Genomic DNA, 26874 nt, shown 5'->3' with positions numbered 1-26874 from the left:
TATATTTAACTCGGCTTGAAGATATCGATCGCTCTTATTCTTGATGTGCGATCGATTATTCAGCAAGCCCTAATTAAAAGCTTGTTTGAATGCCAGCAGTTGTTGTGTTTGGTTTTCTTAAGGGGGCTTTATTGTGTCTTGTAACTTCACCTGCATCAATCAGTTTATATAGTAGCACTTCTCAACTTCTACATCGATCGCATAAAAGCATTCACCGCATCATATTGATCCGCCATCCGCGAATAAAACTCGATCGATCGCAAATCCAACTCCGGCAAAAGTTCGCTCTTACTCACCAACTCATATCCCGTAGAACGCAAGCAATAAACCGAAATTACCCCATCCTCCCAAAACCAAACCTCCTGCACTCCCACACGACGATAGATTTCCAGCGTATCAATTCCACCACTCGTCACTGTTACCTCGATCGCCAAATCTGGAACCGACTTGCGCGTACCCAAACAATAAGACTCGTCCGGTTCTTTCCGTGCACCCAACTCCTTCATCCCGATGGTTGTACTGCCGCGTCCGTAGAAACGAATGTCCTTCGTCCGCATATAAACTTCTAAAACCTGACCTAAAGTATTTTTAGGTTCTTCATGAGCATCAGATAAAGGGGCCATAATTTCTAAACACCCATCCAAATAAGTTAAGCGCGCCCCAGTGTCTGCCAAATCAGCATCCAATTTTTCCAGAGTCTCCCATGTCACGTTTGACAGGAAAGCCGCACCTGTACCCAATCCCGCTTTAGAAATTGCGACAACCATTTGACTTACCTTTTACGATCGCTTTTCCATATTAGCGAATATTAGCTAAAGTTTCAAATCAGATTGCTCTAAAATTTCGCAGTACAATTAACAATAACTGCACGGAAAAGACGATGACTGAGATAATAACTGCTACAGGTCTGCCTCCTGCATTCCCCGATCATACCCAATTGCCAGACGAAGACGGTACATTTGTGAAAAATTTTCAGGAGCATCCTCAGAGCATCATTCTGACAGATTCGATCGGGCCGGTTGTAGAGCGGCTGCATCCAGATGGACAATATGCGATCGGGCAAGATTGCGGCATTTACTGGCGAGAAACTGACCCGCCAGAGCGAGGCGCAGAAGCACCGGATTGGTTTTATGTGCCGAATGTACCCGCAACACTTGACGGTTTTCGCCGTTCTTATGTACTTTGGCGGGAACACATGGCTCCGTTCATTGCTTTAGAATTTGCTAGCGGTAATGGAGAGGAAGAGCGCGATCGTACTCCCTTGACTGTGGCCGCTGACGGTACTACCACTAAACCGGGTAAGTTTTGGGTGTACGAGAGAATTATTCGCATTCCTTACTACGGCATTTATGAAATGAGAACTGGCAATTTAGAAGTCTATCACCTGATAGATTTTGTGTATCAAAGGATGCAGCCAAACGCACGCGGTCACTATCCCATTCCTGTACTAGATGTAGAATTGGGACTGTGGCAGGGAAGCTATCAAAATCAAGAATTGCTTTGGCTGCGGTGGTGGGATTCGCAGGGAAATTTGCTGTTAACTGGCTCCGAACAAGTTGAAATTGAGCGGGCTAGAACCGAGCAAGAACGGGAAAGAGCTGAACAAGAACGGGAAAGAGCCGAACAAGAACGGGAAAGAGCCGAACAAGCAGAGCGAAAAATTACCCAGTTAGCCGATCGACTGCGAGCAATGGGAATCGATCCCGATGCTGAGGATTGATCTCAAATTCCCAAAACTCTCTCTGTAGCGCGAGCATCCCGCACCTGATATTTTATAATCACAAAAAACAAAGCTGATGGAAACTAAACCACCTCTACCGCCCTTTACGTTAGAAACGGCTAAAGCCAAAGTTCAAGCTGCTGAAGATGCCTGGAATACCCGCGATCCAGAACGAGTAGCCTTAGCTTATACGGAAGATTCTCAGTGGCGAAACCGTGCCGAATTCTTCAGCGGACGGGAAGAAATCAAGGCTTTTTTAAGACGAAAATGGGCAAAGGAATTAGATTACCGTTTAAAGAAAGAACTGTGGAGTTTTACAGATAATCGGATTTCTGTTCGATTTGAGTATGAGTGGCACGATGATTCTGGCTACTGGTATCGCGCCTATGGTAATGAACAGTGGGAATTTGCCGAAAATGGGTTAATGCGAAGACGTGAAGCTAGTATTAATGATGTTCCGATTCAAGAGTCTGAACGGAAGTTTCGATAAGATTTATCTGTGAGTTGCTAGAGGCATAAACCTGGCTTTTTAGGAAAATACGCAGGTTTGTAGTCAGGACTTGAGTCATGATTGACTAAACGCCAGAAAGACGAATAAAGTCCTCACTACTAACGAAAGGTTTGTAGTAATGACTTGAGTCATGATTAGAACTCTTGTAAAAACACAAAGCACCCACCCCAACCCTGCCCTTGAATCAGGGGAAGAAGCAAGATTATTCTTGTTGCTCCCCTGAATAAGGGGGGACTTGCTGGAGGTGAATTTGACTTTTGCAAGAACTCTAGAGAAGTTTATAGAGCATTTGCGATCGTGTAGAATCTGAAAAAACAATTTTAATGGAGTTTTGTTGCAAATGAAATTTTTGGCGATCGAAACACTAATTTTTAGTTCTATCCTTCTGTCAATCTCATTATTTTCTTCTGCTCAAAGTAATCAACAAGGCTCTACAATTCTACCCACAGGATCTTACTACGCTCAAGGAACAATGTTCAATAACTCCCGTAGAGAGATTGCACATCAAAACAATAGAATCTGCATCAAGATCGTTGATGGCCCTGCAAATCCCTACAAAGGAGTCGAATCTATCACAATTAGCAGCGTGTCTGTTGAAAATGGGAAATACTATATTGATGCAACTGGCACGGAGCTAGTATTAAAAAACAATGGAAAAGCATTCTCTGGCGACATTCGCGGTACATGGGAGTATAGAGGTATCTCCCCCGATCCCAGGAGTCAACCCATACAAGCTAAAAAAATGGCAGAATGTGTAGCGGCGCAAGGACGATATGTGCAGAAGATGGAAGGAATATCAATTTCAGGAATCGATTTTCCCAAGCATTAACCATCATTGAAATGGGGAGGGGCGCAACCAAAAGGTGATCTGTGGGATGCAGTAATGGGTAATCGAAGTAAGGTGCGCTGCGCGCACCCTACATCATTAGGTTATTCGTCCCAGACTGTATCCTCAATCGGTAAGCAAACTCGGAGAAGTCAGCACAAAGACATCCCTGGTTCCCACTCCTTCAGATTCCGGTTTAATCGGTGTAGTAAAGTGGAAAAACTCGTGGTCGTTAACTAACAGCAATTCTCCTGGTTGCAGAATTTTATTAAAAACAGGCTTCTCTTTTTTAGCCAAGTACAAATGCGTTTCCCCGCCGACAATATTAGTTCTGTCAACCGAGAAAATCCCGATAAAGTCAGTACCGTCTTGGTGAATGCCTTCCGGTGCGGGGTTGCCGAAATTGTTTGGCGAACAAGTCGTTCTGATTTGATGGATGCCGATTTCAGCTTCCGGGTGAATTTTGCAGGAATCGAAAAAAGCAAAAATCATCTGTTTGAAATTATCGAGGGCGATTAGCCGATCGTCCAATTCGGCAAATTCCCGCCTGATATCACCCACTAGCGGATTGTATGTTTTGCTTTGATACAAATAGCCGTGAGGTAGCTTAACTAACTCATTTCCGTTGACTGCAAACCGCGATAATCTTCTCGAACGATACTTACCTTTCACATACGGATCGACAGGCATATCGTCAAAAAATTCCTTGAAGCCTTCTAGCTTAATCGAGTTTACTTTTTTGAAAGTAAACATGAAGGCATAATCCAAATGAATGGATTCTAATACGGTTTTCATAGATTTTACTCCCTGAAGCCTTGCTCCCCTCCCTAATTTTGCCTGGAGGAGGTGTATGCTTCTACTCTAGCGCAGGATTTTTGTATGTGTCGTAAAAGACACTACAAAAATTGCAAAGATATCGTAAAGACGACAAGATGAATTGGGGGCTGGTTCTTCTTTTAATCCAAAATCCCCAATCTAAAATCTAAAATCTAAAATCTAAAATCGATGGACTGCTTTCACCAGCGACTGACAGGCCCGCAGGAAAACGCCAACATCGACCCCAAGTGCGACGTACTGAACGCCAGCATCAATCCACTGCTGGGCGATTTCGGGGTTTTCGGCAAAAGTACCGGCGGCTTTGCCTGCTTTGCGGATGGTTTGGACTGCCTCTTGCATCATGTCGATGACTCGGGGATCGCGGACTTGGCCGGGAATGCCGATCGACTGTGACAAATCGTAAGGCCCCAGAAAAATCACGTCCACCTCTGGCACAGTAACAATTTCTGCCAGGTTGTCGATGCCGCATTTGCCTTCGACATGAATCACAACTAAGGATTCTTCGTTGAGTCGATCGGTGATATTTGTACCTGCAGCGGTGTAAAGTCCTGCCCGCGTAGCAAAGGAAAGGCCTCGCGTGCCCAGAGGACTGTATTTAGCACTTTTGACAGCGGTTTCGGCATCGATTTTGCTTTCAATTTGAGGTACTTGAACTCCTGCACTGCCGATGTCGAGAGCTCGTTGAATTTGCGGCCCGTCGTTTTTGCGGACACGAACAATCGGTGCAATTCCGGTGCAGTCGGCGGCGCGACACAAATCTTCAGCAGCAAGCGGGTTCAGGGGGCCGTGTTCCATATCGATAACGGCGAAATCAAATCCAGCGTGACCGCAGATTTCCATGAATGCGGGATAAGCGCAGTTCATAAATAAACCGAGGACTGTTTCGCCTTGTTTAATTTTTTGTTTGAGTTGGTTTTTACGCATGGGTAATCCCGGAAAGTTTAGTTTTTTTTTACTGCAAATGAAGCCCGATTGTTTTTAATAATACAGCTCAAATATGGTCGTAATCAATTACTTTATGTTAAGAGAATAGACAAGAATTTTATAGCTGCTTTTGCCTCTATTTTAAATGGAATCAAGCACAAAAGCCAGCCAAAAATAAACATTCCTAAAATTGGTAAAAATATGGCTCCCACGGATGGTTCGACTAACCAAGCAAATAAAGAAAACATTCCAATACTGCCAGTTGTCCACAGCCACAGAATCAGAAATCCTATAACTGTTGTATGTAAACTCATCCTAATCCTGATGGAACAACCGAACTGTTGATTATGTATATATCCTTGTATAATTGGGAACAATAAATGTCTGCCGATGATGATGCGATTAATTTTGAAGGTTTGGCCATCAATCGTTCCTTCATAGGGTTTCGCAGGGGGCTGACAAAAGGGTATAATTATTCTAAAAACTTTGGGAGGAGTAACAACTTCGTCCAACCTGCGTAAAACTTCCGAATAAGTTAAACTGGTGGTAATTGTTAAAGTCTCAAAAGGAATAAATAACCTAAAAAATTTGACTATCTTGAGCATAAGGTTCATCCGGCTGTTCAATAGTTGTTGCTGGTATTAATGCCTCTTCTCTAAAAAAGTTTTCCCTGACAACAGCGCGAAATACCAGTATACTGCAAAATAAACATTTAAATGGGATGAGTGTTTTTCGCGCTATGTCAAAATTAATTCCACAATCTCCGATGAAACTTCGACAGTATCTATTTTTGCTCAAAGGTCGATCGATCCTTAGCCTCACCCTCGGCATAATTTCCGCGATGGGGAGCATTTCGCCAGTATTTGCCGCACCTCCCCGCAATCCCGACACTGCTGAAACTTGCGACATTCTAGTAGCAGGCGGCGGTCTCGCAGGGGCTGCTACCGCTTACGAAGGTTTGCTGGCGGGGCGCACAGTTTGCCTCACTGAAATTACTGATTGGGTAGGCGGTCAAATTTCCTCCCAGGGAACTTCCGCACTCGATGAAAGAGATACTCAGCGATCGCTCTTATTTTACCCCCGTGGCTACCTAGAATTGCGGGAGCGGATCAAGGAACATTACGGCCGGCTAAATCCCGGAGGCTGTTGGGTTAGCTATTCGTGTTTTATGCCATACGACGGTCACAAAATTCTATTTAACATCTTGCAGGATGCCGCTAAAAAAGGCAAAGGCACGCTGAAATGGTTTCCCAATACAGTTATTAAAGAACTAGCAATTACTCCTGCTGTGGCGGGGAATGCGGTAGGGGGTCAACAAATTAAAAGTGCGATCGCCATTCAACACAAACCCGCCGCCAACACGCCACCAATCAACACCGAAACTCTTTCTCAGACGATCGAAGATGCCTATCGCTACGAAAATTCTCCGCGATTTAACAAAACTATTATTCGGTTTATTCCCAAACCACCTAACCAGTCAAATTCAAAACCTAGACCTGCTGAGTGGTATGTGGTAGATGCCACTGAAACAGGAGAATTGATCGGACTTGCGGATGTTCCCTACCGCCTCGGAATTGACCCGCGTTCCCCTCTCGAACCTTCTTCTGCCAGCCCCACCGGCGACGCTTACTGCACTCAAGGTTTTACCTACACCTTTGCGATGGAGGCAACGAAGGAACCGCAACAGCATCAAATGCCGTCTTTTTATCAACAATACGCTCCTTACTACAGCTACGAATTGCAGAGATTGGCGAGCTTTCCCTTAGTTTTCACCTACCGCCAAATCAGGAGCATGAGACCGGATGAAAAGCGACCTTCCGACCCGAAGCAATTCCCGATTTATCCGGGGGATATTTCGATGCAAAACTGGACTTGGGGCAATGACTATCGTCCCGGTTCTGCCCAGGATAATTTAATTTATTCTCGCGAGCAGTTGGAGGCAGCAGGTCAACTGCAACCGGGGGGATGGATGGGCGGTTTGCGAACCGAAACTTTGCGAAAGGGAGAGGAAAATGCCAAAGGATTTTTCTACTGGCTGGTAACAGGAACTACTGACTCGCAGCTAGGAGAGGGAGTCAAAAAGCCTAATCCAAACAATCGTTTTTTGAGCGGGTTGGATTCGCCGATGGGGACGGTGCACGGACTTTCTAAATATCCTTATATGCGGGAGGGCCGGCGCATTATTGGGCGACCGAGTTTCAATCAGCCTCAAGGTTTTACGGTGTGGGAAGTTGATATGTCTCGCACTGACTTTACGGCTGATTTTTACCGCCAGAATTTGTCGGAGGAAGAGTATCGCAATTTGTGGTTAGCTGTGGGTGGTTTGAATGCGCCGGCTTTGGCTGTGGGAAGTCAATCTGTTGAGGATACAAAATCGCGATCGCGCGCTACGATTTATCCTGATTCTGTGGGTATCGGTCATTATGCGATCGACTTTCACCCCTGCATGACCAACAGTCCGCCGGAAGCACCAGGAAATACCGAACGGGAAGGTACTCGCAAAGGTCAAGGGCAAGCTTATCCCTTCCAAATTCCGCTGCGGGCAATGATTCCCCAGAAAATTGACAATATGTTAGTGGCGGGTAAAAGTATTGCTGTTAGCCACACAGCGGCCGCTGCTTATCGAGTGCATTCTTTTGAATGGTCTGCCGGTGCGGCGGCGGGAGTTACGGCTGCTTTTTCCCTAGAAAAGGGGATTCTCCCTTATGAATTAGTGGACGAATTGCCGTCCCGCGAGCCCAACTTGGAAGTGTTGCAGTTGCGGTTGCAACAAAATGCCAATCCGATCGCCTTTCCGGGTACTTCTATTTTCAATAGTTCGTGGCAAAATTGGAAATAATCGCAGTTGATAATCTGTAGGGCCGGCATCCTGCCCGCCTTACAATAAAATTCACTCTGTGTGGAACAGGGTGGAACAGGCTTGCGAGCCTGTTCCTGACACCCGACAATTAACTGGTTAGCAAGAAGAGTTTGCTAACCAGTATAAAATAACCAATAACAAAATACCTGATAAACAGCAATTTGTCATCCATCTTTCGATAGAAGCAATCAGACACTGCTTTAGTCGGATAATATCAATAATCTCAAAAATATTCCCCCCTTCCCCTTCAAACTCGTCAAAGGTAACGGTCATGTCAACTGCACAGATAACAAGCGCCAATTCCAGTAATGGTTATGCCAAACAGTTACTCAGAACCTTAGTAGCTGTCAAAAAAGGGGACTTTTCAGTTCGGATGCCTATAGACCAGACCGGTCTAGCGGGGAAAATTGCTGACGAACTTAACGACATTATCGAGCTCAATGAGAGAATGGCGGCCGAACTCGATCGCATCGGCACAGTTGTCGGTAAAGAAGGCAAAATTGCCCAGCGGGCAACCATCGGCAGCGCCGAGGGGTCATGGGCAGCTAGCGTAAACTCTGTCAATACCCTAATTACAGATTTAGTGCAACCAACCTCTGAAACCGCCAGAGTAATTCGCGCCGTAGCAAAAGGAGATTTATCGCAAACTATCGCGTTAGAAATAGAAGACAGACCCCTCAAAGGAGAATTCCTCCAAACCGCGCAAATTGTTAACACAATGGTAGACCAGTTGAGCTCCTTTGCGTCGGAAGTAACGCGGGTAGCTAGGGAAGTGGGAACCGAAGGGAAATTAGGGGTGCAAGCAGAAGTTAAAGGAGTTGCTGGAACCTGGAAAGATTTAACGGATTCAGTTAACTCGATGGCGGGGAATTTAACAGCACAAGTGCGTAACATTGCCGAAGTGACAACGGCAGTGGCAAATGGCGATTTATCCAAAAAAATTACAGTAGATGTTAAAGGCGAAATTCTCGAACTGAAAAACACGATTAACATCATGGTGGATCAGTTGAGTTCCTTCGCATCTGAAGTAACCAGAGTTGCTAGGGAAGTAGGAACGGAAGGCAAATTAGGGGTGCAAGCTGAAGTGCGGGGAGTTGCAGGAACCTGGAAAGATTTAACGGATTCAGTTAATTCAATGGCTGGCAATCTTACCGCACAAGTACGGAACATTGCCGACGTGACGACGGCTGTGGCAAATGGTGACTTATCTAAAAAAATTACAGTAGATGTAAAAGGTGAAATTCTCGAACTGAAAAACACGATTAACATCATGGTAGATCAGTTAAATTCCTTCGCATCGGAAGTAACGCGGGTGGCGAGAGAAGTGGGTTCCGAAGGCAAACTCGGCGGTCAAGCAGAAGTTAAAGGAGTTGCCGGAACTTGGAAGGATTTAACGGATAGCGTTAACTTCATGGCAGGCAGTTTGACAGCACAAGTGCGGAACATCGCTGAAGTGACAACCGCTGTGGCAAAGGGCGATTTATCTAAGAAAATTACCGTAGATGTTAAAGGGGAAATTCTCGAACTCAAAAATACCGTCAACACGATGGTTGACCAGTTAAATTCCTTCGCATCGGAAGTAACCAGGGTTGCTAGGGAAGTGGGAACGGAAGGGAAGTTAGGCGTGCAAGCTGAAGTGCAGGAAGTAGCAGGAACCTGGAAAGATTTAACGGATTCAGTTAACTCAATGGCCGGGAATTTAACAGCACAAGTCCGCAACATTGCTGAGGTGACGACGGCTGTTGCTAACGGTGACTTATCTAAAAAAATTACGGTACAGGTTAAAGGCGAAATTTTAGAACTGAAAAACACCATTAACGTGATGGTGGATCAGCTTAATTCCTTTGCATCTGAAGTAACCAGGGTTGCTAGGGAAGTGGGTTCGGAAGGTAAACTAGGCGGTCAAGCGGATGTCCGAGGCGTAGCAGGAACTTGGAAGGATTTAACGGATTCAGTTAATTTTATGGCGGGTAGTTTGACAGAGCAAGTACGGAATATTGCGGCTGTTACGACTGCTGTGGCAAATGGCGATTTATCAAAGAAAATTACTGTAGATGTTAAAGGGGAAATTCTAGAACTCAAAAACACCGTCAACACGATGGTTGACCAATTAAATTCCTTCGCATCGGAAGTAACCAGGGTTGCTAGGGAAGTGGGAACCGAAGGGAAATTAGGCGTGCAAGCGGAAGTTAAAGGAGTTGCCGGCACCTGGAAAGATTTAACGGATTCAGTTAACTCGATGGCGGGTAATTTAACAGCACAAGTGCGGAACATTGCGGAAGTGACAACCGCTGTGGCAAATGGCGACTTGTCTAAGAAAATTACAGTAGATGTGAAAGGGGAAATTCTCGAACTGAAAAACACGATTAACATCATGGTGGATCAGTTGAGTTCCTTCGCATCTGAAGTAACACGGGTGGCGAGGGAAGTAGGAACGGAAGGTAAATTAGGTGTGCAAGCTTATGTGCGGGGTGTAGGGGGAACTTGGAAAGATTTAACTGATAATGTTAACTTGATGGCGGGGAATTTGACGGCGCAAGTTCGGAACATTGCGGAAGTGACGAAAGCGGTGGCAAATGGCGATTTGTCTAAGAAAATTACAGTAGATGTTAAAGGCGAAATTCTGGAGTTGAAAGACACTATTAACGTGATGGTGGATCAACTTAATTCCTTCGCTTCTGAGGTAACGCGGGTGGCGCGGGAGGTTGGAACTGAGGGTAAATTGGGCGGTCAAGCTGAGGTGAAAGGAGTTGCAGGAACTTGGAAAGATTTAACCGACAACGTAAACTCGATGGCGGGGAATTTGACAGCGCAAGTGCGAGGTATTGCTAAAGTTGTGACGGCGGTGGCGAATGGCGATTTGAAGCGCAAATTAATGCTGGAAGCTAAGGGAGAAATTGCAACTCTGGCAGATACGATTAATGAGATGATTGATACGCTGGCGACGTTTGCCGATCAAGTTACTACAGTGGCGCGGGAGGTGGGAATTGAAGGGAAATTGGGCGGCCAGGCAAAGGTTCCCGGCGCGGCGGGGACGTGGCGAGATTTGACGGATAATGTGAATGAATTGGCGGCGAATTTGACTACTCAACTGCGGGCGATCGCCGAAGTGGCAATTGCTGTTACCAGAGGCGATTTAACGAGGTCAATTTCCGTCGCCACGGAAGGAGAAGTTGCCATTGTTAAGGACAACATTAACCAGATGATTGCCAATCTCCGAGAGACGACGCAGAAGAATACTGAGCAAGATTGGCTGAAAACCAACCTCGCTAAGTTCACTCGAATGCTACAAGGTCAGCGAGATTTAGAAACTGTTTCTAAACTAATTCTCTCAGAATTGACGCCGCTGGTTTCTGCTCAGCATGGCGTATTCTTTATGATGGAAGCTGTGGAACACGATCCGTTTCTCAAACTGTTAAGTACCTACGCCTACCGCGAACGCAAACAGTTAGGAAATAGATTCCATTTAGGCGAAGGTTTGGTAGGACAGTGCGCCCTGGAAAAGGAACGCATACTGTTGACTGAAGTGCCGGAGAACTACATTAAAATTGGATCTGGGCTGGGAGAATCTACGCCGTTGAATGTTGTGGTTTTACCCGTACTCTTTGAGGGACAAGTGACGGCAGTAATCGAGTTAGCTTCGTTCCGGCGATTCAGCGAAATACACTTAACATTTCTCGACCAACTTACAGAAAGTATCGCCATTGTCTTAAATACAATTGCGGCGAGTATGCGAACGGAAGAGTTGCTGAAACAGTCGCAGTCTTTGGCGGAAGAGTTACAAACTCAGCAAAAGGAACTAACGGAAACTAACAAGCGTCTCGAACAACAAGCGCAGTCTCTCCGCGCATCTGAGGAACTGTTGAAGAGTCAGCAGGAAGAGTTGCAACAAACGAATGAAGAATTAGAAGAACAAGCTGAATTGCTAGCGCTGCAAAATAAGGAAGTTGAGCGGAAAAACCGAGATATTGAACAGGCGAGGGGGTTGTTGGAAGAAAGAGCGGAACAGTTGGCTCTAACTTCTAAGTATAAGTCGGAGTTTCTAGCAAATATGTCTCACGAGTTGCGTACTCCGCTGAATTCGCTGTTGATTCTCGCTCGATTGCTTTCTGACAATACTGAGGGCAATTTGACTCAGAAGCAAGTTGAATACACGCGCACAATTTACTCGGCTGGAACAGATTTGTTAGGGCTGATTAATGACATCTTGGATCTCGCTAAGATTGAATCAGGCACGATGTCAGTGGAAATTGAGCAAGTGTTGTTTACGGACTTGCGAGATCATTTGGATCGGACTTTCCGCCAAATCGCCCAAGATAAGAAGTTGAGTTTTCAATTAGAGCTTGAGTCTGGGTTGCCAAAAGGTCTCTATACTGATGCTAAACGACTGCAACAAGTTTTGAAGAATCTCCTCTCTAATGCGTTTAAGTTTACAGAACGGGGTGAGGTGAAATTGCGTGTCGAAGTAGCGCGGACCGGGTGGAATTTAGAAATAGAAAGTTTAACGAGTTCCCCTACTGTTTTGGCTTTCTCAGTTAGCGATACCGGGATTGGGATTTCTGCTGAAAAACACCGGGTTATTTTTGAGGCTTTCCAACAAGCAGATGGTAGCACTAGCCGCAAATACGGGGGCACGGGTTTGGGTTTGTCAATTAGTAGAGAAATCGCTAATTTGTTAGGTGGAGAAATTAAATTGACAAGTAGCCCTGGTGAGGGTAGTAGGTTCACGCTTTATCTGCCACAAACTTACCAAGAATCGCGAATAATGAATGATACGGGTTCGGGAACGGGCAAGCAAACGCCTCAATTACCCCCTGCTAATTCTCCCGCACTTCCTTTGCCGAATTTCCACTTGCCGATCGCACCTTACCCCTCACCTTTAATCTTTGATGATCGAGAAAATATTGAGAGTGACGATCGCGTGCTGTTGATTATTGAAGATGATGTAAACTTTGCTCGGATTCTGCTGGATATGGCGCAGGAACAGGGTTTTAAAGGTTTGGTGGCTTTGCGGAGCGATATCGGTTTGGCGATGGCTCGAGAGTTCAAGCCAACTGCGATTATGCTGGATCTAAATTTGCCTGTGATGGATGGCTGGACAGTGCTCGATCGCTTGAAGCACGACCCAAGTACGCGCCACATTCCGGTTCACATTGTATCAGTTGAAGAAGGGCGGCAGCGCAGTTTGCAGTTAGGGGCGATCGCTTACTTACAAAAGCCTGTCAGTCGCGAAGCATTGAGCAAAGCTTTGACTGATATTAAGGGGTTTGTGGAGCGACCAGTGAAGAATTTGCTAGTCGTGGAAGACGACGAAACACAGCGTCTAGGTATTGTGGATTTAATCGGTAATCACGATGTTTCTACCACGGCTGTGGGGAGTGGTGCAGAGGCGCTAGAAATTTTGAAATCGGGGCATTTTGACTGCGTTGTACTCGATTTGGGACTACCAGATATGACTGGTTTTGAACTGATAGAGCAGATCAAGCAAGAGGCTACTTTGAAAAGTCTGCCACTTATTATTTATACGGGCAAAGAGTTGACAAGATCCGAAGAAACTCAACTCAAGCGCATGGCGGAAACAATCATTGTTAAAGATGTGCGGTCGCCTGAGCGCCTGTTAGATGAAACAGCTTTGTTTTTGCACCGAGTGCAAGCAAATTTGCCCGAACCAAAGCGCCAAATGCTAGAGCAATTGTATCAAACAGATTCGACGCTGGCGGGCAAAACAGTCTTGATTGTTGACGACGATATGCGGAATATTTTCGCCCTCACAAGTATGCTGGAGCGCCATAAAATGGAAGTTGTGTATGCTGAGAATGGCAGAGAGGGCATTGCTAAATTGCAAAATACGCCTGAGATAAATATTGTGTTGATGGACGTGATGATGCCAGAGATGGACGGTTACGAAACCATGCAAGCAATTCGTAATATGCCTCAATTTGCTTCGTTGCCAATGATTGCTCTGACTGCGAAAGCGATGAAGGGCGATCGGGAAAAATGTATCGAAGCTGGTGCGTCTGACTACATTACCAAACCTGTTGATACGGAACAGTTGCTCTCGCTGCTGCGTGTCTGGCTTTATCGATAATGAAGTCAGTTGTCAGTTGGCAGTTGACTGTTGATTGTTGTCAGTTGTTAATTGTCATTAGTCAACAGTCAGCAGTCAGGATTCAACAGTCAACAGTCATCAGTCAACAGTCAACAGTCAAAAATGCCCAATTCCCAATTAGTAATTAAAAATGTCCGAAAGTCATGAACTTGAAACAATCGAAATTCAACTCCTACTAGAGGGAATGTTTCGCTATTACGGATTTGATTTTCGTAATTATGCTCTTGCCTCTCTCAAGCGCCGTATTAGGAACACTATTCGCTCGGAACGGCTCACCACTGTCTCTGCACTTCAGGAAAAGGTACTTCACAATCCTGCTTACCTAGATCGTTTACTGCTGGATATTTCTGTCAATGTAACGGCGATGTTTCGCGATCCCAGCTTTTACATTAGTTTCAGAAATAAAGTGGTGCCGCTGTTGCGTACTTATCCTTTTATTCGGATTTGGCACGCTGGATGTTCAACGGGCGAAGAAGTCTATTCTATGGCAATCTTGCTGCAAGAAGAAGGACTTTATGACCGTTGTCGGATTTACGCTACGGACATGAATGAATTAGTTTTGAAAACAGCCAAAACAGGGATATTTCCGCTGAAACAAATGCAAGAATATACGCAACTATACCACCAAGCGGGGGGCAAGAAAGCGTTTTCTGAGTATTACACTGCTGCCTATGAAAATGCGATTTTTCGCTCTTCACTTAAAGATAATATTGTCTTTGCTCACCACAACCTAGCAACGGATAATTCTTTTAATGAATTTAATGTTATTTTATGCCGTAATGTGATGATTTATTTCAATTCACACCTCCAAGAGCGGGTACACAAGCTTTTTTATGAGAGCCTGGGAATGTTTGGAGTTTTAGGACTAGGACATCAGGAGTCTCTGACTTTTACACCTTATGAAAAATACTATGAACCAATTGAAAGTAGTGAGAAACTCTACCGGAGAATTAAATAAGAAAAATTTTGAAATAGTGGTTGTGGGTACGTCTTTGGGAGGGCTAGAGGCTCTGACTGTGCTGCTGGCAGATTTGCCCCAAAGCTTTCCTTTGCCTGTAGTTATTGTCCAACACCGCCATAAGAGTTCTGAGAATAGGCTTACTTATTTTTTACAAAAGCAAAGCTCTCTCCAAATCACAGAGGCAAAAGACAAAGAGCCGATCGCACCTGGACGGGTTTACTTGGCTCCTGCTGACTATCACTTGCTAATAGAATCGCCCTCTGACGAGGAGTTTATCCTGTATGAAAACGACTTTACAGAATGGGGGAGCGTGGCAGTGGAGTCAATCCATAATTCAAACTCCCCAATCCGCAATCGCGGAACTCCTACGTTTGCACTATCAACTGAGGCTCCTGTCTGCTATGCGCGGCCCTCAATCGATGTGCTGTTTGAGTCTGCTGCGGATGCCTTTGGGGAGAAAGTTATCGGCATAATTTTAACGGGAGCTAATTCGGATGGTAGTAAAGGGCTGGCAAAAATTAAAGCTGAGGGAGGATTGACATTCGTGGAGGAACCGGCTTCAGCTCTATGCCCGACCATGCCAGCATCGGCGATCGCAAATGTTAAAGTAGACTGGATTTTACCCCTCTCTAAAATCGCTCCCTGTTTAGTCAATTTGCTAAGAATTAAAGATTAAAAAAATTATGAATCAGCAGTCCCCCCATCGAGTAAATGTCCTTTTAGTTGACGATCGCCCAGAAAATTTGATAGCTCTAGAAGCTATTCTCAACAGCCCCTCTTATAATCTAGTACAAGCTAGTTCGGGCGCGGAGGCTCTGAGATGTCTGCTTAATGAAGATTTTGCAGTAATTTTGCTTGATGTGCAGATGCCGGGAATGGATGGATTTGAGACAGCAACATTGATTCGCTCTAGAGATCGATCGCGAGCGACTCCGATTATTTTTATCACAGCATTCAGCAGTAATGACACCCACGTGTTTAAAGGTTATTCTCTGGGTGCGGTGGATTACCTGTTCAAACCCTTGGAACCGGAAATATTGACCTCGAAGGTGCAGGTATTTGTGGAATTGTTCCAAAAAACAGTCGAGGTGAAGCAGCAAGCAACACTGTTAGCTGCGGTTAATAGTGAACTAAGTAAAAGTGAAGAGCGGTTTCGCACTTTGTGTGCTTGTTCACCACTGGGAATTTACTTAGCTGACGTTGAAGGCCGCTGTACTTACATCAATCCCCGTTGTCAAGCGATTTGCGGGTTAACTTTGGAGGAAAGTTTAGCAGAGATTTGGAAGCGGGAAGTTCATGAAGAAGATCGCGATCGCGTAGTAGCACATTGGTTAGCTTGGATTAAAGAAGGTCACGAATATTCTAATGAGTTTCGATTAGCTGGGAGCGAAACTGTGCGTTGGATTAATGTGCAGTCGTCGCCAATGTTTTCGGATTTGGGAAAACTGATCGGTCATGTGGGTACGGTTAGAGATGTCACAGACCGCAAGCAAGCAGAGGAAGAACGCAGCAGACTAATCCGCGAACAAGTGGCGCGACAAGAAGCGGAGAGAGCTAACCAGATGAAGGATGAATTTCTAGCTATTCTCTCTCACGAACTCCGTACTCCTTTAAATGCAATTCTCGGCTGGTCTAGGCTGCTTCGTACCAAAACCTTTGACCAAGACACTATTGAGAAAGCCCTAGAAACAATTGAGCGCAATGCTAAATCTCAAGCTCAACTCATCGAAGATATTTTAGATGTTTCGCGGATTCTGCGGGGGAAACTAAATTTAAATATGCATCCGATTCGGTTGGAATCTGCGATCAAGCTGGCAATAGATTCTTTGCAGCCGCTGACCGAGGAAAAATCAATAGTCATAGAATTAACGTGCAGCCCAAATGTAGGTGAAGTTATCGGCGATTTTGATCGCTTGCAGCAAATTGTGTGGAATTTGCTGTCAAATGCGATTAAGTTTAGTCCGCAAGAGGGTAAAGTAGAGGTGCGGTTAGAGTCAGTTGGCGATGAGGCTCACATTCAGATAATTGATAGTGGCATTGGTATAGCTCCTGATTTTTTGCCTTATGTTTTCGATCGCTTCCGCCAAGCTGATAGCAGCACAACTAGGTCTTACGGGGGTTTGGGGCTGGGATTGGCGATCGTCCGTCACTTGGTGGAACAGCACGGCGGTAAGGTGCATGCAGAGAATAATCCGGGCGAAGGTGCGAAATTTACGGTGGCTTTACCTCTTGCACAAAGGAAGACCGGAGGTGCAGGGGATGATTGGTCGGAACTCAATGACGCGACAGAGACTCTCCCCACTCTGGCTAATTTGCAATTGCTGGTGGTGGATGATGACGATGACACGCGGGAGTTTTTGATTGCTTTACTCGAGGACGAAGGAGCTATGGTGCGATCGGCGACATCGGTGGCCGGGGCTCTAGCTGCACTGGAGAGTTATTGGCCCGATCTGCTGCTGAGCGACATTGGAATGCCGGGAGCAGACGGCTATGAGTTGATCGCGCGCGTGAGAGAACTGGAAGTGATCAGGGGTGGAAAGATGCCTGCGATCGCCCTGACGGCTTACGCCAGAGAGGAAGAGCGCAAGCAAGCGCTGGAAGCTGGTTTCCAGATGCACTTATCTAAACCAGTTGACATAACTAAGTTAATTGCCGCAATTGGTAACCTTACAGGAAGGCTCGGAAATCCCGCTCCAACTGATATCTTGCACCATGCTCAAGAACAGGCAAGATGCCTGTTCCACAAAGAGTAAATTTTCTTGTGGGGAGTAGGGGTTGGGCAGGAGAGGCCGTCCGTGAAGGCTGATTGACAATAGTGCTATTCGGTGATTTCCAACGGACTCGGCGGTTAAAACCGCTTTGTTGACAATCAAGCATCCAGGATACCCGCCACGTGATTCATTCCGAAAGCAGACTCAGGACCCAGAAATACAAAACCTGTATCCGATAAAGGATCCCCCGAATTTATTCGTGGGGTCAATGCTTCAATCTAAAATCTAAAATCTAAAATCTAAAATCGATTGACCCCCCAATCCCGTGCTGATTACTGAGAAAAATATTAAGCTAGCTTAAAGGACACGCGATCGACAGTTCGGAACAAGACACCCCTTTTTCCACAAAAAGCTGGATATTTGCCGTTTTTTGCTTCAACCTGCCGTCAAAGTACAAAATTACCCGCCGATCAATACATGAATATTTTTAGCAGTCTGCTTTCTAGTCCAACTCAAGCACCCCAAGTCAAAAAACAGCGTCGAGGCATTGAAATTAAGTCGGAACGCGAAATCGAAATTATGCGGCAAGCAGCAAAAATCGTTGCAACGGTACTTAAAGAAATTTCCCAAATGGTGAAACCGGGAATGACTACTGCTGATTTGGATGCTTATGCCGAAAAACGTATCCGCGAAATGGGTGCAACTCCGAGTTTTAAAGGCTATCACGGTTTCCCTGGATCGATTTGCTCTAGTATTAATAACGAAGTTGTTCACGGCATCCCCAGCGCCAAAAAGGTAATTCGGGCCGGAGATGTTCTCAAGGTAGATACGGGGGCATATTACCAAGGTTTTCACGGCGATTCTTGCATTACGATCGCAGTTGTGGAAGTGACTCCCGAATCGGCCAAATTAATCCGAGTCGCAGAAGAAGCTCTCTACAAAGGCATCGAACAAGTGAAGGCTGGAGCTTATTTGCTCGATCTGGCTGGTGCGATGGAAGATCATGTCAAAAGCAACGGTTTTAGTATCGTTGAGGAGTTTACCGGCCACGGTGTCGGACGAAATTTGCACGAGGAACCGTCGGTTTTCAATTTCCGCACCCGCGAAATGCCGAACGTGAAATTGCGAGCCGGTATGACATTGGCGATCGAACCGATTCTGAATGCTGGTTCTAAGTACACTCGGACGCTTTCTGACAAGTGGACTGCTGTAACAGTTGACAATGCTATGTCGGCTCAGTTTGAGCATACTGTGTTGGTGACAGAAACTGGCTATGAAATTTTGACTGATCGTTCCAAAGTTTAAGGGGAAAAAAAGACAATAGTTTTGAGTTTTGAGCTAAAGTTTTTATTCTGTAGGTTGGGTTGAGCGATGGCGAAACCCAACACCTTATTTAAAATGAAGATTTGGGCGGAGCGAAGTGTAGGGTTCGTTCCTCAACCCAACCTACAATATTTACACTATTAAGAAGGTAACAGAGATGTCAGCACGATTATTATTGGTAGATGATGAACCGGGCTTGCGGGAAGCAGTACAAGCTTATTTGGAAGATAGCGATTTTGCGGTTGAGGTTGCCAGTAATGCTCGCGACGGCTGGGAAATCTTGCAGCAGACTAATCCGGATTTGGTGATTTCAGACATTATGATGCCCCAGGTGGACGGTTATCAGTTTCTCAAGCAAGTGCGGGAAGATCCTCGCTATAAAGCTTTGCCGGTGGTGTTTTTGACGGCTAAGGGGATGACGAGCGATCGCATTCAAGGCTATCAAGCAGGCTGCGATGCTTATCTTTCTAAGCCCTTCGATCCCGACGAATTAGTAGCAATAGTAACCAATTTGCTAGCCCGCCGCGCGGCTGCTAAGGAGACAAGCGAAAATGCTGAAAGTCCAGATATTGCTGCTTTGACAAGCCAAATGGCGAGAATTGAGTCTTTGCTGAGTGGGCGGAGTTCGATCGCCCAAAGTCCTTCGCCGATTAAAATTGATTTGACTCCGCGAGAACAAAGTGTTTTGGATTTGGTTGCTCAAGGTTTGATGAATAAGGAAATTGCCCGCCGCTTGGAAACTAGCGTGCGTAATGTGGAAAAGTACGTCAGCCGTTTATTTAGCAAGACGGGTACTAACAGCCGTACTGAGTTGGTTCGCTTCGCTCTCGAACACGGCTTGACGAAATAGGAGTCCTCTAGACTTGGCTGGAGGCTCTGCCTCGCCGAGCTGCGTTACCAGGCTCTTCCTGGTAACGAGAATTATGCAACAACTTAGAAATGTTAAGATATAAGTATTGACACATATTCGGTGGCTGTGGTATATCACATCAGCTTGCTGGTGGCAGCGCGGGAGTGCGAAAACTGGTGTGCGAAAACTGGTGTGCGATCGAACTTCTCACACACTTTGCTTTGAGTCTGAGTTGACATTCTCACCGGGCTAAAGCCACGGTGATTCCCAAACCTCACGATTTGAGTTTCTGCTTCATCGCAACTGCCTCCACCCACAAGGAGTTTTCTGGTCTTATGTTCGCTCCACAGACTAGCCCCGCTAGCCCAGCGGTTTTTATGCGTCGAATACCTAAAAGGAATTCTTATCTGTTGTTTTGATTCCAGGGATGTTTACCATTGCCCTATCCTCTTTTCCCGGTCTACCGATTTGTCTGCGCCGCCAGTTGTACTGGACTTCGCTCGTTAGGCTGTCTGAATCCATCGTCGCGGGTGGGTCATTGACCAAACTATAGTTTAATATAAAGCCGTCCTACAACGACGGGGTTTCCACCCACCTTTCTGATGAACACTCGCAAACGCCGGGGAATTACTTAACGGGAAAACCTGACTGTTTAAGAGTTTTCACGTAGTAAATAGAAAGGCAAACAGTTGACCGGATATGCTCCGTTAAGCAAACTTGCCACAAACAGTCACAGATAAGGTTATATCCTGTGGAAAAACAAGCCACTATTAATTAATGACTCTGCTCAAAAACGGATACTTGCGAACTGCCGGAGTGTTAAGCAGCCCCCAATTTTAGACCCTAGTTAAAGCTCTCCGATTCATCTGTGGAGGAAATCTAAAATCTAAAATTTAAAATCGACTGACAGCGCTCTAAAGTGGCCGCAGAAGTTGAATGTAGAGCAGCACCAAAGTTTAGTTTATATCAGGAGGATACGATGAGGAAAATCACGGCGCGACCAACAATAAGTGCCATAGTAGCACTGCCGATCGTACTAATAGCCAATACAACTCAAGCTTTTGCCACTGATACCGGTCAGAAAATAGAGCCAATTAAGAAAGTTTCGGATTTTGGCGATGAGCTAGATTTTGATATAGGGCCACCACCAACCATCAGCATTGAAGAAAGCGAGGATTGGGATGAACCTGATTTTACAGCTACTTTAGATATGGAGATTAGTAAATTTATGACAAAAAATCTTCAAGCTGTAATTGATGAGCCGCCGCCAGTAGTTTATCTCAGTGATGCAAGGGGTCAGTCAAGCAAGGAATGCCGGATTTCAGCGATATGCGAATAACTGAATTGGATTTGGGCGATTTGGGCGATGGCTGGGAACCCCGCAAACAAAGACTCTTTTGCTGGGTAGAATTTGAGCAATTATCAAGATTTCAGTAAAATTCGGTTGATTTTGCTGGGAATATGGGAATAACAGAGTATGTATTTTTTTTGGGTATGCTTTAATTGCGATCGGCTAAAATAATAAGTATGCAGGCTGAAATAAACTTAATTAATTGATAGTTCCCAGTGATGGGAAATCGCCAAAAAGGGCAGAAATAAAATTAATCATGTGATTCTTCGCTGTGATTGGCAAACGTAACAACGGGTAAAAGTAAACTTAGTTAGAGCAACCGCCAAAACGGTTAGGAATTTCTTAATTGCACTTTCCCCCTGCGGTCGATTCCTGACATCCGTTACATCCGTTACATCCGTTACATCCGTTAAAAAATCCGTTGCCGAACTTCCATCCGTTACATCCGTTAAAAAATCCGTTGCCGAACTTACTTTTTTCGGCAGTTGACAGCACCTATCCTGAGAATATTTTTCAAATATTAATTATGATTAATTCGCACTGCCAGCAAGACACCGCAGCACAGCAAAACAAAAGTTCGCTGCAAACTCTCTCCCGGACTCTATCGATGTCTCAGGGGCAATTTTCGCTGATTTTGGTACGGTGCAATTACAGTGCCATGAGAGAGGAAATTGTACGGCAATTGCGGGAGGAGTCTGGTATCGAGATTCGAGAAATTGTCCTCCCGCCATCTGTTAAAACTCTTTACACGACGATAGAAACCAAAGTTTCCTGCAGCCATCCCTCAGCTTTAATGGTGTTGGGATTGGAATCGGTAAGTGCGATCGATCAGGTACTAATTTCTACCAACTACGTGAGGGAAGAATTTCGGAATAATTTTCCCTTTCCGGTGGTGCTGTGGGTGACAGACAAAATCTTAAAAAAACTGATTCGGTTAGTAACAGATATCGAAACTTGGACGACAAGTGTTGAATTTGTGATTGGCCCCGACGACTTGGTGGAGTTCTTAGGCAAAAGTGCCGATCGCATTTTTTCCCACATTTTAGAAAGTGGCAATTGGCGTTTAACTAATTCTGCCATTCTCGGAGCCAATTCTTTGAGTGAACTAGAGTCAGCTAGCCAAGACTTGCAAACTTGCAACATCAGGTTAGAACCCGCTATTGAAGCAAGTTTGCAATTTATTCGCGGTAGGCATGAATATGCTTGTCACCACATCCCGGCCGCCATTGAATTGTATCAAAAAAGTCTCAGTTTTTGGAAGCATCAAGTAGCGTTTATTGGGTCGAAAACACAATTTAGCGATTTGTTATTTACCGTTCACCCAGCACCAGTGTTAGAGGGAATTCTGCTATTCCACATAGGTCTTTGCTACCGCTTCCAAGCAGAACAACATCGCAGCGGCAACCGTCCTTACTGGACGGAAGCTAAGAATTATTTTCAGGAATGTATTGATGTTTTAGAACGCGCGGGGCGGCCGGATGCCGTTGGTATATTCATCAATCAACTTGGCGAAGTATTGCAGCATTTAGAAGATTGGGATGCACTCTGGAATTTAGCTATCAAAGCTCGGAGGTTACATGAAAATATGGAAAATTCAGCAGTTAATTTGGCTCAAGATTACGGCTTTTTGGCTAGAGTAGCCTTAGAGCAAAAGAACTGGCCAGGGGCGAAAGAATGGGCTTTAATCGCTCTAGACGTTCTCAACTCAAATTTAGAAGCGACGGGACAGGGAACCCATGTAAAGTCGCAGCATCTAGGCTTGTATCTGTTAATTTTAGCAGAAGCCCAGAGTCACTTGGGTGAGGTACAGGAGGCGATCGCACATTTAGAGGTTGCGCGCTCGGAAACCGAAGCGTGCTACAACCCGCAACTGTATTTGCGGGTTTTAGAAATGCTGCGATCGCTCTATTTTCAGCGGGGAGAATATCTCGAAGCATTTCAAATTAAGCAAGATTATCGAGCGGTGGAACACACCTATCGGTTCCGAGCTTTTATTGGAGCCGGAAAATTGCAGCCGCACAGAGAAGCGGTTAATTCCGTCGCCGAAACTATTGCCGGCGCTGCTACTATTGCTGACGAAATTACTGCTTCCGGTAGAGAGGAAGACCTCAACCGCTTGATATATAGAATGAACAATACCCCCGACAAACTGACAGTAATTTACGGTCAGTCTGGAGTTGGCAAAAGTTCAATAGTCACGGGAGGATTAGTACCAGCTCTCAAACAAAAAAAAATAGAAATGCGGACTGTTCTGCCCGTAGTGCTGCAAGTTTACAACAACTGGCCGCGGGAATTGACCAGACAGTTATCTGCTGGGAAAGCTGAAATATTCGATCCGGAAAATTCCGAAACATTACCAGAAACTGCTCCGGTAGATTTGACCCTAGAAACAGGTGCAGTCAAGGGAAATCTTATTTCGGGATTTCACGGTGGAGCGAGTGGGAATAATCAGGATCAAAGGGAGCAGTCACAGCCAGTAGAATTAATCATACAACAACAGGCGATCGAATACGGAAATATTCTCAAGGAGCTGCAAATAAATTCCGAACATTTAGTGACTGTTCTGATATTTGACCAATTTGAAGAATTTTTTTTCGTGTGGAAAGAGCCAGCGGAAAGGCAAATATTTTTTGATTTTTTGCGGGAATGTTTGAAAATCAAATATTTAAAAGTCGTCCTGTGTTTGCGGGAAGATTACTTACACTATTTGCTGGAATTTTCCCGACCCAAAAACCAGACAGGATTCGTTAAAAATGATATTTTAGAGGACATCCTCAGCAAAAACATTCTGTTTTATTTAGGAAATTTTTCGCTGGTCGATGCGCGATCGGTAATTCGCACTTTAACTGAGCGAGCGCAGTTTTACTTAGAACCGGAGCTGATCGAAGAATTAGTCCAAGATTTAGCTGGAGAATTAGGAGAAGTCCGCCCGATCGAACTACAACTTGTCGGCGCTCAACTGCAACAAGAGAATATTAGAACTTTAACTCAATATCAGGAACTAGGCAACAATCCGCAACAAAAATTAGTCGAAAGGTTTCTCGAAGAAGTCATTAAAGATTGCGGCCCAGAAAATGAAGTAGCGGCGCGTCGAGTATTGTATTTGCTCACAGATGAAGAACAGATTCGTCCCCTAAAAACCCGCGCAGAATTAGCCTCTAATTTAGCGACATTTGCTGAAGCTGACAAATTAGATCTAGTTTTAGAACTGTTAGTAAACTCGGGTTTAGTTTTTCGCTGGACGGAACTGCCAGCAGAGCTTTATCAGCTCGTTCACGATTATTTAGTTAGCTTCATTCGCCAGCAGCAAGAATTAGATAAAAAGGCAGAATTTGAGGAACTGCGAAAGCAAAACCAAATTAACCGAGATGAAATTGAACAAATTCGCAAAGACAGAGAGCAAGATGCTTTGCTGTCGGAAGCTAGAGAGAAACAGCACGAAGCGGAAGCTCAACTTTACCAAACTCGGAGATGGCAATTGCGGGCAGCGGTTCTAGGACTGCTTGTGCTCGGAGGTGTTTCGGCGATGGCATTCGAGCAAGCAAAATTAGCAGAAAGCGCGCGGCAAGAAGCAGAAAGAAGTCGGACTGACGCCCTAAATTCGGCGTCGGAATCTTTAGTGATTTCTAATGAAAAAAATCAATTAGGAGTGTTGGAAAATAGTATCAAAATTGGTCGTGATTCTCTGAAAAGTACAGCGCTGCCTGTGGACACTAAAAATCAAATTGCTGAAAGACTCAGACAAGCAGTTTCCGGGGTGCAAGAACGCAACCGTTTCGAGCAGCACAGCAAGTTTGTTTTGGATGTGAGTGTAAGTCCCGACGGCAATTCAGTTGCTTCGGCAAGTGCTGACAAAACTGTTAAATTGTGGAGCAAAGGAGGTAAGTTATTAAAAACTTTCAATCACCCAGATAGCGTGACGAGTGTTAGTTTTAGTCCCGATGGGAAAACGATCGCGACTGGTTGTGCCGATCGCACAATTAGAATTTGGCAAGTAAATAACGACAAAAGTGCCATCGGCATTTTATCCGGCCACCGCGATATCGTCACCAGCGTCAGTTTCAGTCCAGACGGCAAAACCCTAGCTTCCGCCAGTCACGACAACACCGTCAAAATCTGGAACCTTGCGAACAAAAAATTGCTGCAAACCTTAACCGGACACAAAGACTGGGTACTCGGTGTCAGTTTCAGCCCCGACGGCCAAACAATAGCCTCAGCAAGTGTTGACAAAACTGTCAAACTTTGGAACAGAGAAAATAAAACCCAGAAATTTAGAATTAATCCCAAAACATTAACCAAACATTCTGACATTGTTTACAGCATTAAGTTCAGTCCCAACAGCCAAGAACTCGTCTCAGCAAGTGCCGACACCACAGCCAAAATTTGGAACCGAAACGGTGAGGAAATCAGAACTCTCAAAGGACATAACGATGAAGTTGTCAGCGCGAGTTTCAGTCGCGACGGCAAACAAATTGTCACCGGCAGCGCAGACGATACGGTGAAAGTTTGGAGTCGCAGCGGCACTTTGCTCAACACTTTTCGAGGACATCAAGACGACGTAAGGGCCGTAAGTTTCAGCGGCGACGGCACTATTGCTTCCGCAAGTAAGGACAAAATAGTGAAAATTTGGAAACCGGACAGCACTCCGCTGAATAAGATTTTATCGGGACACGGAGACTGGGTTTACAAAGTCAGTTTTAGTGCTGACGGCAAAACAATTGCTTCTGCTAGCGGGGACAAAACAGTGAGACTTTGGCGCACTGACGGCAGTTTATTCAAAACCTTAGAAGATCACAAGGATTCTGTTACCTGGGTGAGCATTTCCCCTGATGATAAAACTGTTGCTTCTGCCAGCAATGACAAAACAGTGAAAGTCTGGAGTTTAGACGGCAAACTGTTAGATACTCTCAGCCACAGCGGCATTGTTAGAAGCGTGAGTTTTAGTCCAGATGGAAAGATAATTGCCGCCGCAAGTGCCGATCGCAAATTGTACCTCTGGCGCTGGAACGGTTCTAAAGCAACTTTGTTTGCAAAACTCGATCACAGCAATCCAGTAATTAGCGTTAGCTTCAGTCCCGACGGCAAAACTATTGCTACTGCTACCGCTGCTGAGGACAAGGCAAGCGGGAAGAAAAAGGCTTTTGAAATTACCGGAGAAAAGAGAGTTTACCTGTGGCAATTCAACGGTTCATCGGCGAAAATCCTGAAAACTATCGACCACGAAGACAGCGTTAAAAATGTTAGTTTTAGTCCCGACGGTAAGACTATTGCTGCTGCTTGCGGTGACAAAAAAGTTTACTTGTGGGAGTTTGATGGAAAAATGGCGAATTTAACTGAAAAACTCGACCACAGCGATACTGTAGAAAGCGTGAGTTTTAGTCCCGACGGCAAATTGATTGCGGCGGCGAGTGGGGGAAATACTGTTAAGCTGTGGGATTTTGACGGCAAGAAGGCGCTGCTATCTAAGACTTTGGAGTCGAGCGATCGCGTGTTGAGCGTTACTTTTAGTTCGGACAGCAAAACTCTGGGTTTTGCTAGTAGGGATAGGAATGTAATTCTGTTGCCTGTGGAGAATTTGGAACTGAATAATATCATTGCTCGGAGTTGCGAGTGGTTGGGAGATTATTTGCAGAATGACCCGAATGTTGCTGAGGGCGATCGACTGCTTTGTCTTGGATTTGGGAAACAGGCGTTAAATAAGAGGAAGTAAACCTGGTTTGTAGTGAGGACTTCAGTTTTCTCTATGCCTGTGAATGAGGATTAAACTCCTTACTGCGAACCTATTCTTGAATACAGATTAAAACATCTATCTGTTGAGTAGTTTTTTCTGTTGTAAATTTGCGGTAAAATTCGAGTAATAAATTTAACTCCTCTGGCGGTTCCCCGCCGAG

The 26874-nt window shown here is 45.2% G+C and carries 17 protein-coding genes; 13 read left to right on the top strand and 4 right to left on the bottom strand.

Annotated elements, in window-relative coordinates; all coding sequences use genetic code 11:
• Positions 1-188: 188 nt before the first annotated feature.
• Entirely contained in the window at positions 189-767 is a 579-nt protein-coding gene (locus QUA03_RS09645) for a Uma2 family endonuclease (RefSeq protein ID WP_333211602.1), read from the bottom strand.
• 113 nt (positions 768-880) lie between these two features.
• Between QUA03_RS09645 and QUA03_RS09640 the strand changes: the two genes are divergently transcribed.
• The 3 genes from QUA03_RS09640 to QUA03_RS09630 all read left to right on the top strand — a co-directional run bounded on the left by QUA03_RS09640 (position 881) and on the right by QUA03_RS09630 (position 3060).
• Positions 881-1720, top strand: a complete 840-nt coding sequence (locus QUA03_RS09640; protein WP_333211600.1) for a Uma2 family endonuclease — start codon at positions 881-883, stop codon at positions 1718-1720.
• 76 nt (positions 1721-1796) lie between these two features.
• Entirely contained in the window at positions 1797-2210 is a 414-nt protein-coding gene (locus tag QUA03_RS09635) for a nuclear transport factor 2 family protein (RefSeq protein WP_190657739.1), read from the top strand.
• A gap of 361 nt (positions 2211-2571) precedes the next feature.
• Entirely contained in the window at positions 2572-3060 is a 489-nt protein-coding gene (locus tag QUA03_RS09630; RefSeq protein ID WP_333211598.1) for a hypothetical protein, read from the top strand.
• A gap of 123 nt (positions 3061-3183) precedes the next feature.
• Here QUA03_RS09630 and QUA03_RS09625 read toward each other — a convergent pair whose 3' ends face one another.
• The 3 genes from QUA03_RS09625 to QUA03_RS09615 all read right to left on the bottom strand — a co-directional run bounded on the left by QUA03_RS09625 (position 3184) and on the right by QUA03_RS09615 (position 5423).
• Positions 3184-3852: a 2OG-Fe dioxygenase family protein gene (locus QUA03_RS09625; protein WP_333211596.1), complete on the bottom strand. Its 669-nt coding sequence runs from the start codon at positions 3850-3852 to the stop codon at positions 3184-3186.
• 201 nt (positions 3853-4053) lie between these two features.
• Positions 4054-4818, bottom strand: a complete 765-nt coding sequence (locus QUA03_RS09620) for an aldolase/citrate lyase family protein (protein WP_333211594.1) — start codon at positions 4816-4818, stop codon at positions 4054-4056.
• A 92-nt stretch (positions 4819-4910) separates the two neighbouring features.
• Positions 4911-5423, bottom strand: a complete 513-nt coding sequence (locus tag QUA03_RS09615) for a hypothetical protein (protein ID WP_333211592.1) — start codon at positions 5421-5423, stop codon at positions 4911-4913.
• A gap of 161 nt (positions 5424-5584) precedes the next feature.
• Here QUA03_RS09615 and QUA03_RS09610 point away from each other — a divergent pair, with 161 nt between their 5' ends.
• The 10 genes from QUA03_RS09610 to QUA03_RS09565 all read left to right on the top strand — a co-directional run bounded on the left by QUA03_RS09610 (position 5585) and on the right by QUA03_RS09565 (position 26693).
• Positions 5585-7657, top strand: a complete 2073-nt coding sequence (locus QUA03_RS09610; RefSeq protein WP_333211590.1) for an FAD-dependent oxidoreductase — start codon at positions 5585-5587, stop codon at positions 7655-7657.
• A 292-nt stretch (positions 7658-7949) separates the two neighbouring features.
• Positions 7950-13766, top strand: coding sequence for a HAMP domain-containing protein (locus QUA03_RS09605; RefSeq protein WP_333211588.1), 5817 nt, complete (start codon positions 7950-7952; stop codon positions 13764-13766).
• A 151-nt stretch (positions 13767-13917) separates the two neighbouring features.
• Positions 13918-14745 carry a protein-glutamate O-methyltransferase CheR gene (locus tag QUA03_RS09600; protein WP_333211586.1) on the top strand — a complete coding sequence of 276 codons (828 nt, stop codon included), beginning with the start codon at positions 13918-13920 and terminating at the stop codon, positions 14743-14745.
• Positions 14699-15424, top strand: coding sequence for a chemotaxis protein CheB (locus QUA03_RS09595; protein WP_333211584.1), 726 nt, complete (start codon positions 14699-14701; stop codon positions 15422-15424). Before QUA03_RS09600 ends, QUA03_RS09595 begins: the two co-directional genes overlap by 47 nt.
• 7 nt (positions 15425-15431) lie before the next feature.
• Positions 15432-17501 (top strand): response regulator, encoded by a 2070-nt coding sequence (locus tag QUA03_RS09590; protein ID WP_333211582.1) that lies wholly within the window; start codon positions 15432-15434, stop codon positions 17499-17501.
• A gap of 435 nt (positions 17502-17936) precedes the next feature.
• Complete coding sequence (gene map / locus QUA03_RS09585) at positions 17937-18764, top strand: type I methionyl aminopeptidase (RefSeq protein ID WP_333211580.1); 828 nt, start codon at positions 17937-17939, stop codon at positions 18762-18764.
• Between the two features lie 175 nt (positions 18765-18939).
• Positions 18940-19632, top strand: coding sequence for a response regulator transcription factor (locus tag QUA03_RS09580; protein WP_333080704.1), 693 nt, complete (start codon positions 18940-18942; stop codon positions 19630-19632).
• Between the two features lie 106 nt (positions 19633-19738).
• Entirely contained in the window at positions 19739-19885 is a 147-nt protein-coding gene (locus QUA03_RS09575) for a hypothetical protein (protein ID WP_333211578.1), read from the top strand.
• A 726-nt stretch (positions 19886-20611) separates the two neighbouring features.
• Complete coding sequence (locus tag QUA03_RS09570) at positions 20612-20971, top strand: hypothetical protein (RefSeq protein WP_333211576.1); 360 nt, start codon at positions 20612-20614, stop codon at positions 20969-20971.
• Between the two features lie 538 nt (positions 20972-21509).
• Positions 21510-26693: an nSTAND1 domain-containing NTPase gene (locus QUA03_RS09565; protein ID WP_333211574.1), complete on the top strand. Its 5184-nt coding sequence runs from the start codon at positions 21510-21512 to the stop codon at positions 26691-26693.
• Positions 26694-26874 lie beyond the last annotated feature (181 nt).

Origin of the sequence: Microcoleus sp. S36b_A4 (assembly GCF_036700645.1) — a bacterium.
Classification (GTDB): Bacteria; Cyanobacteriota; Cyanobacteriia; order Cyanobacteriales; family Microcoleaceae; genus Microcoleus.
This window is presented reverse-complemented; position numbering and strand designations above follow the sequence as displayed.

Coding starts and splice junctions, on each gene's coding strand:
- map (WP_333211580.1), top strand. CDS start 17,937: ATGAATATTTTTAGCAGTCTGCTTTCTAGTCCAACTCAAGCACCCCAA.
- QUA03_RS09620 (WP_333211594.1), bottom strand. CDS start 4,818: ATGCGTAAAAACCAACTCAAACAAAAAATTAAACAAGGCGAAACAGTC.
- QUA03_RS09605 (WP_333211588.1), top strand. CDS start 7,950: ATGTCAACTGCACAGATAACAAGCGCCAATTCCAGTAATGGTTATGCC.
- QUA03_RS09590 (WP_333211582.1), top strand. CDS start 15,432: ATGAATCAGCAGTCCCCCCATCGAGTAAATGTCCTTTTAGTTGACGAT.
- QUA03_RS09580 (WP_333080704.1), top strand. CDS start 18,940: ATGTCAGCACGATTATTATTGGTAGATGATGAACCGGGCTTGCGGGAA.
- QUA03_RS09570 (WP_333211576.1), top strand. CDS start 20,612: ATGAGGAAAATCACGGCGCGACCAACAATAAGTGCCATAGTAGCACTG.
- QUA03_RS09630 (WP_333211598.1), top strand. CDS start 2,572: ATGAAATTTTTGGCGATCGAAACACTAATTTTTAGTTCTATCCTTCTG.
- QUA03_RS09610 (WP_333211590.1), top strand. CDS start 5,585: ATGAAACTTCGACAGTATCTATTTTTGCTCAAAGGTCGATCGATCCTT.
- QUA03_RS09625 (WP_333211596.1), bottom strand. CDS start 3,852: ATGAAAACCGTATTAGAATCCATTCATTTGGATTATGCCTTCATGTTT.
- QUA03_RS09565 (WP_333211574.1), top strand. CDS start 21,510: ATGATTAATTCGCACTGCCAGCAAGACACCGCAGCACAGCAAAACAAA.
- QUA03_RS09615 (WP_333211592.1), bottom strand. CDS start 5,423: ATGCTCAAGATAGTCAAATTTTTTAGGTTATTTATTCCTTTTGAGACT.
- QUA03_RS09640 (WP_333211600.1), top strand. CDS start 881: ATGACTGAGATAATAACTGCTACAGGTCTGCCTCCTGCATTCCCCGAT.
- QUA03_RS09600 (WP_333211586.1), top strand. CDS start 13,918: ATGTCCGAAAGTCATGAACTTGAAACAATCGAAATTCAACTCCTACTA.
- QUA03_RS09595 (WP_333211584.1), top strand. CDS start 14,699: ATGAACCAATTGAAAGTAGTGAGAAACTCTACCGGAGAATTAAATAAG.
- QUA03_RS09645 (WP_333211602.1), bottom strand. CDS start 767: ATGGTTGTCGCAATTTCTAAAGCGGGATTGGGTACAGGTGCGGCTTTC.
- QUA03_RS09635 (WP_190657739.1), top strand. CDS start 1,797: ATGGAAACTAAACCACCTCTACCGCCCTTTACGTTAGAAACGGCTAAA.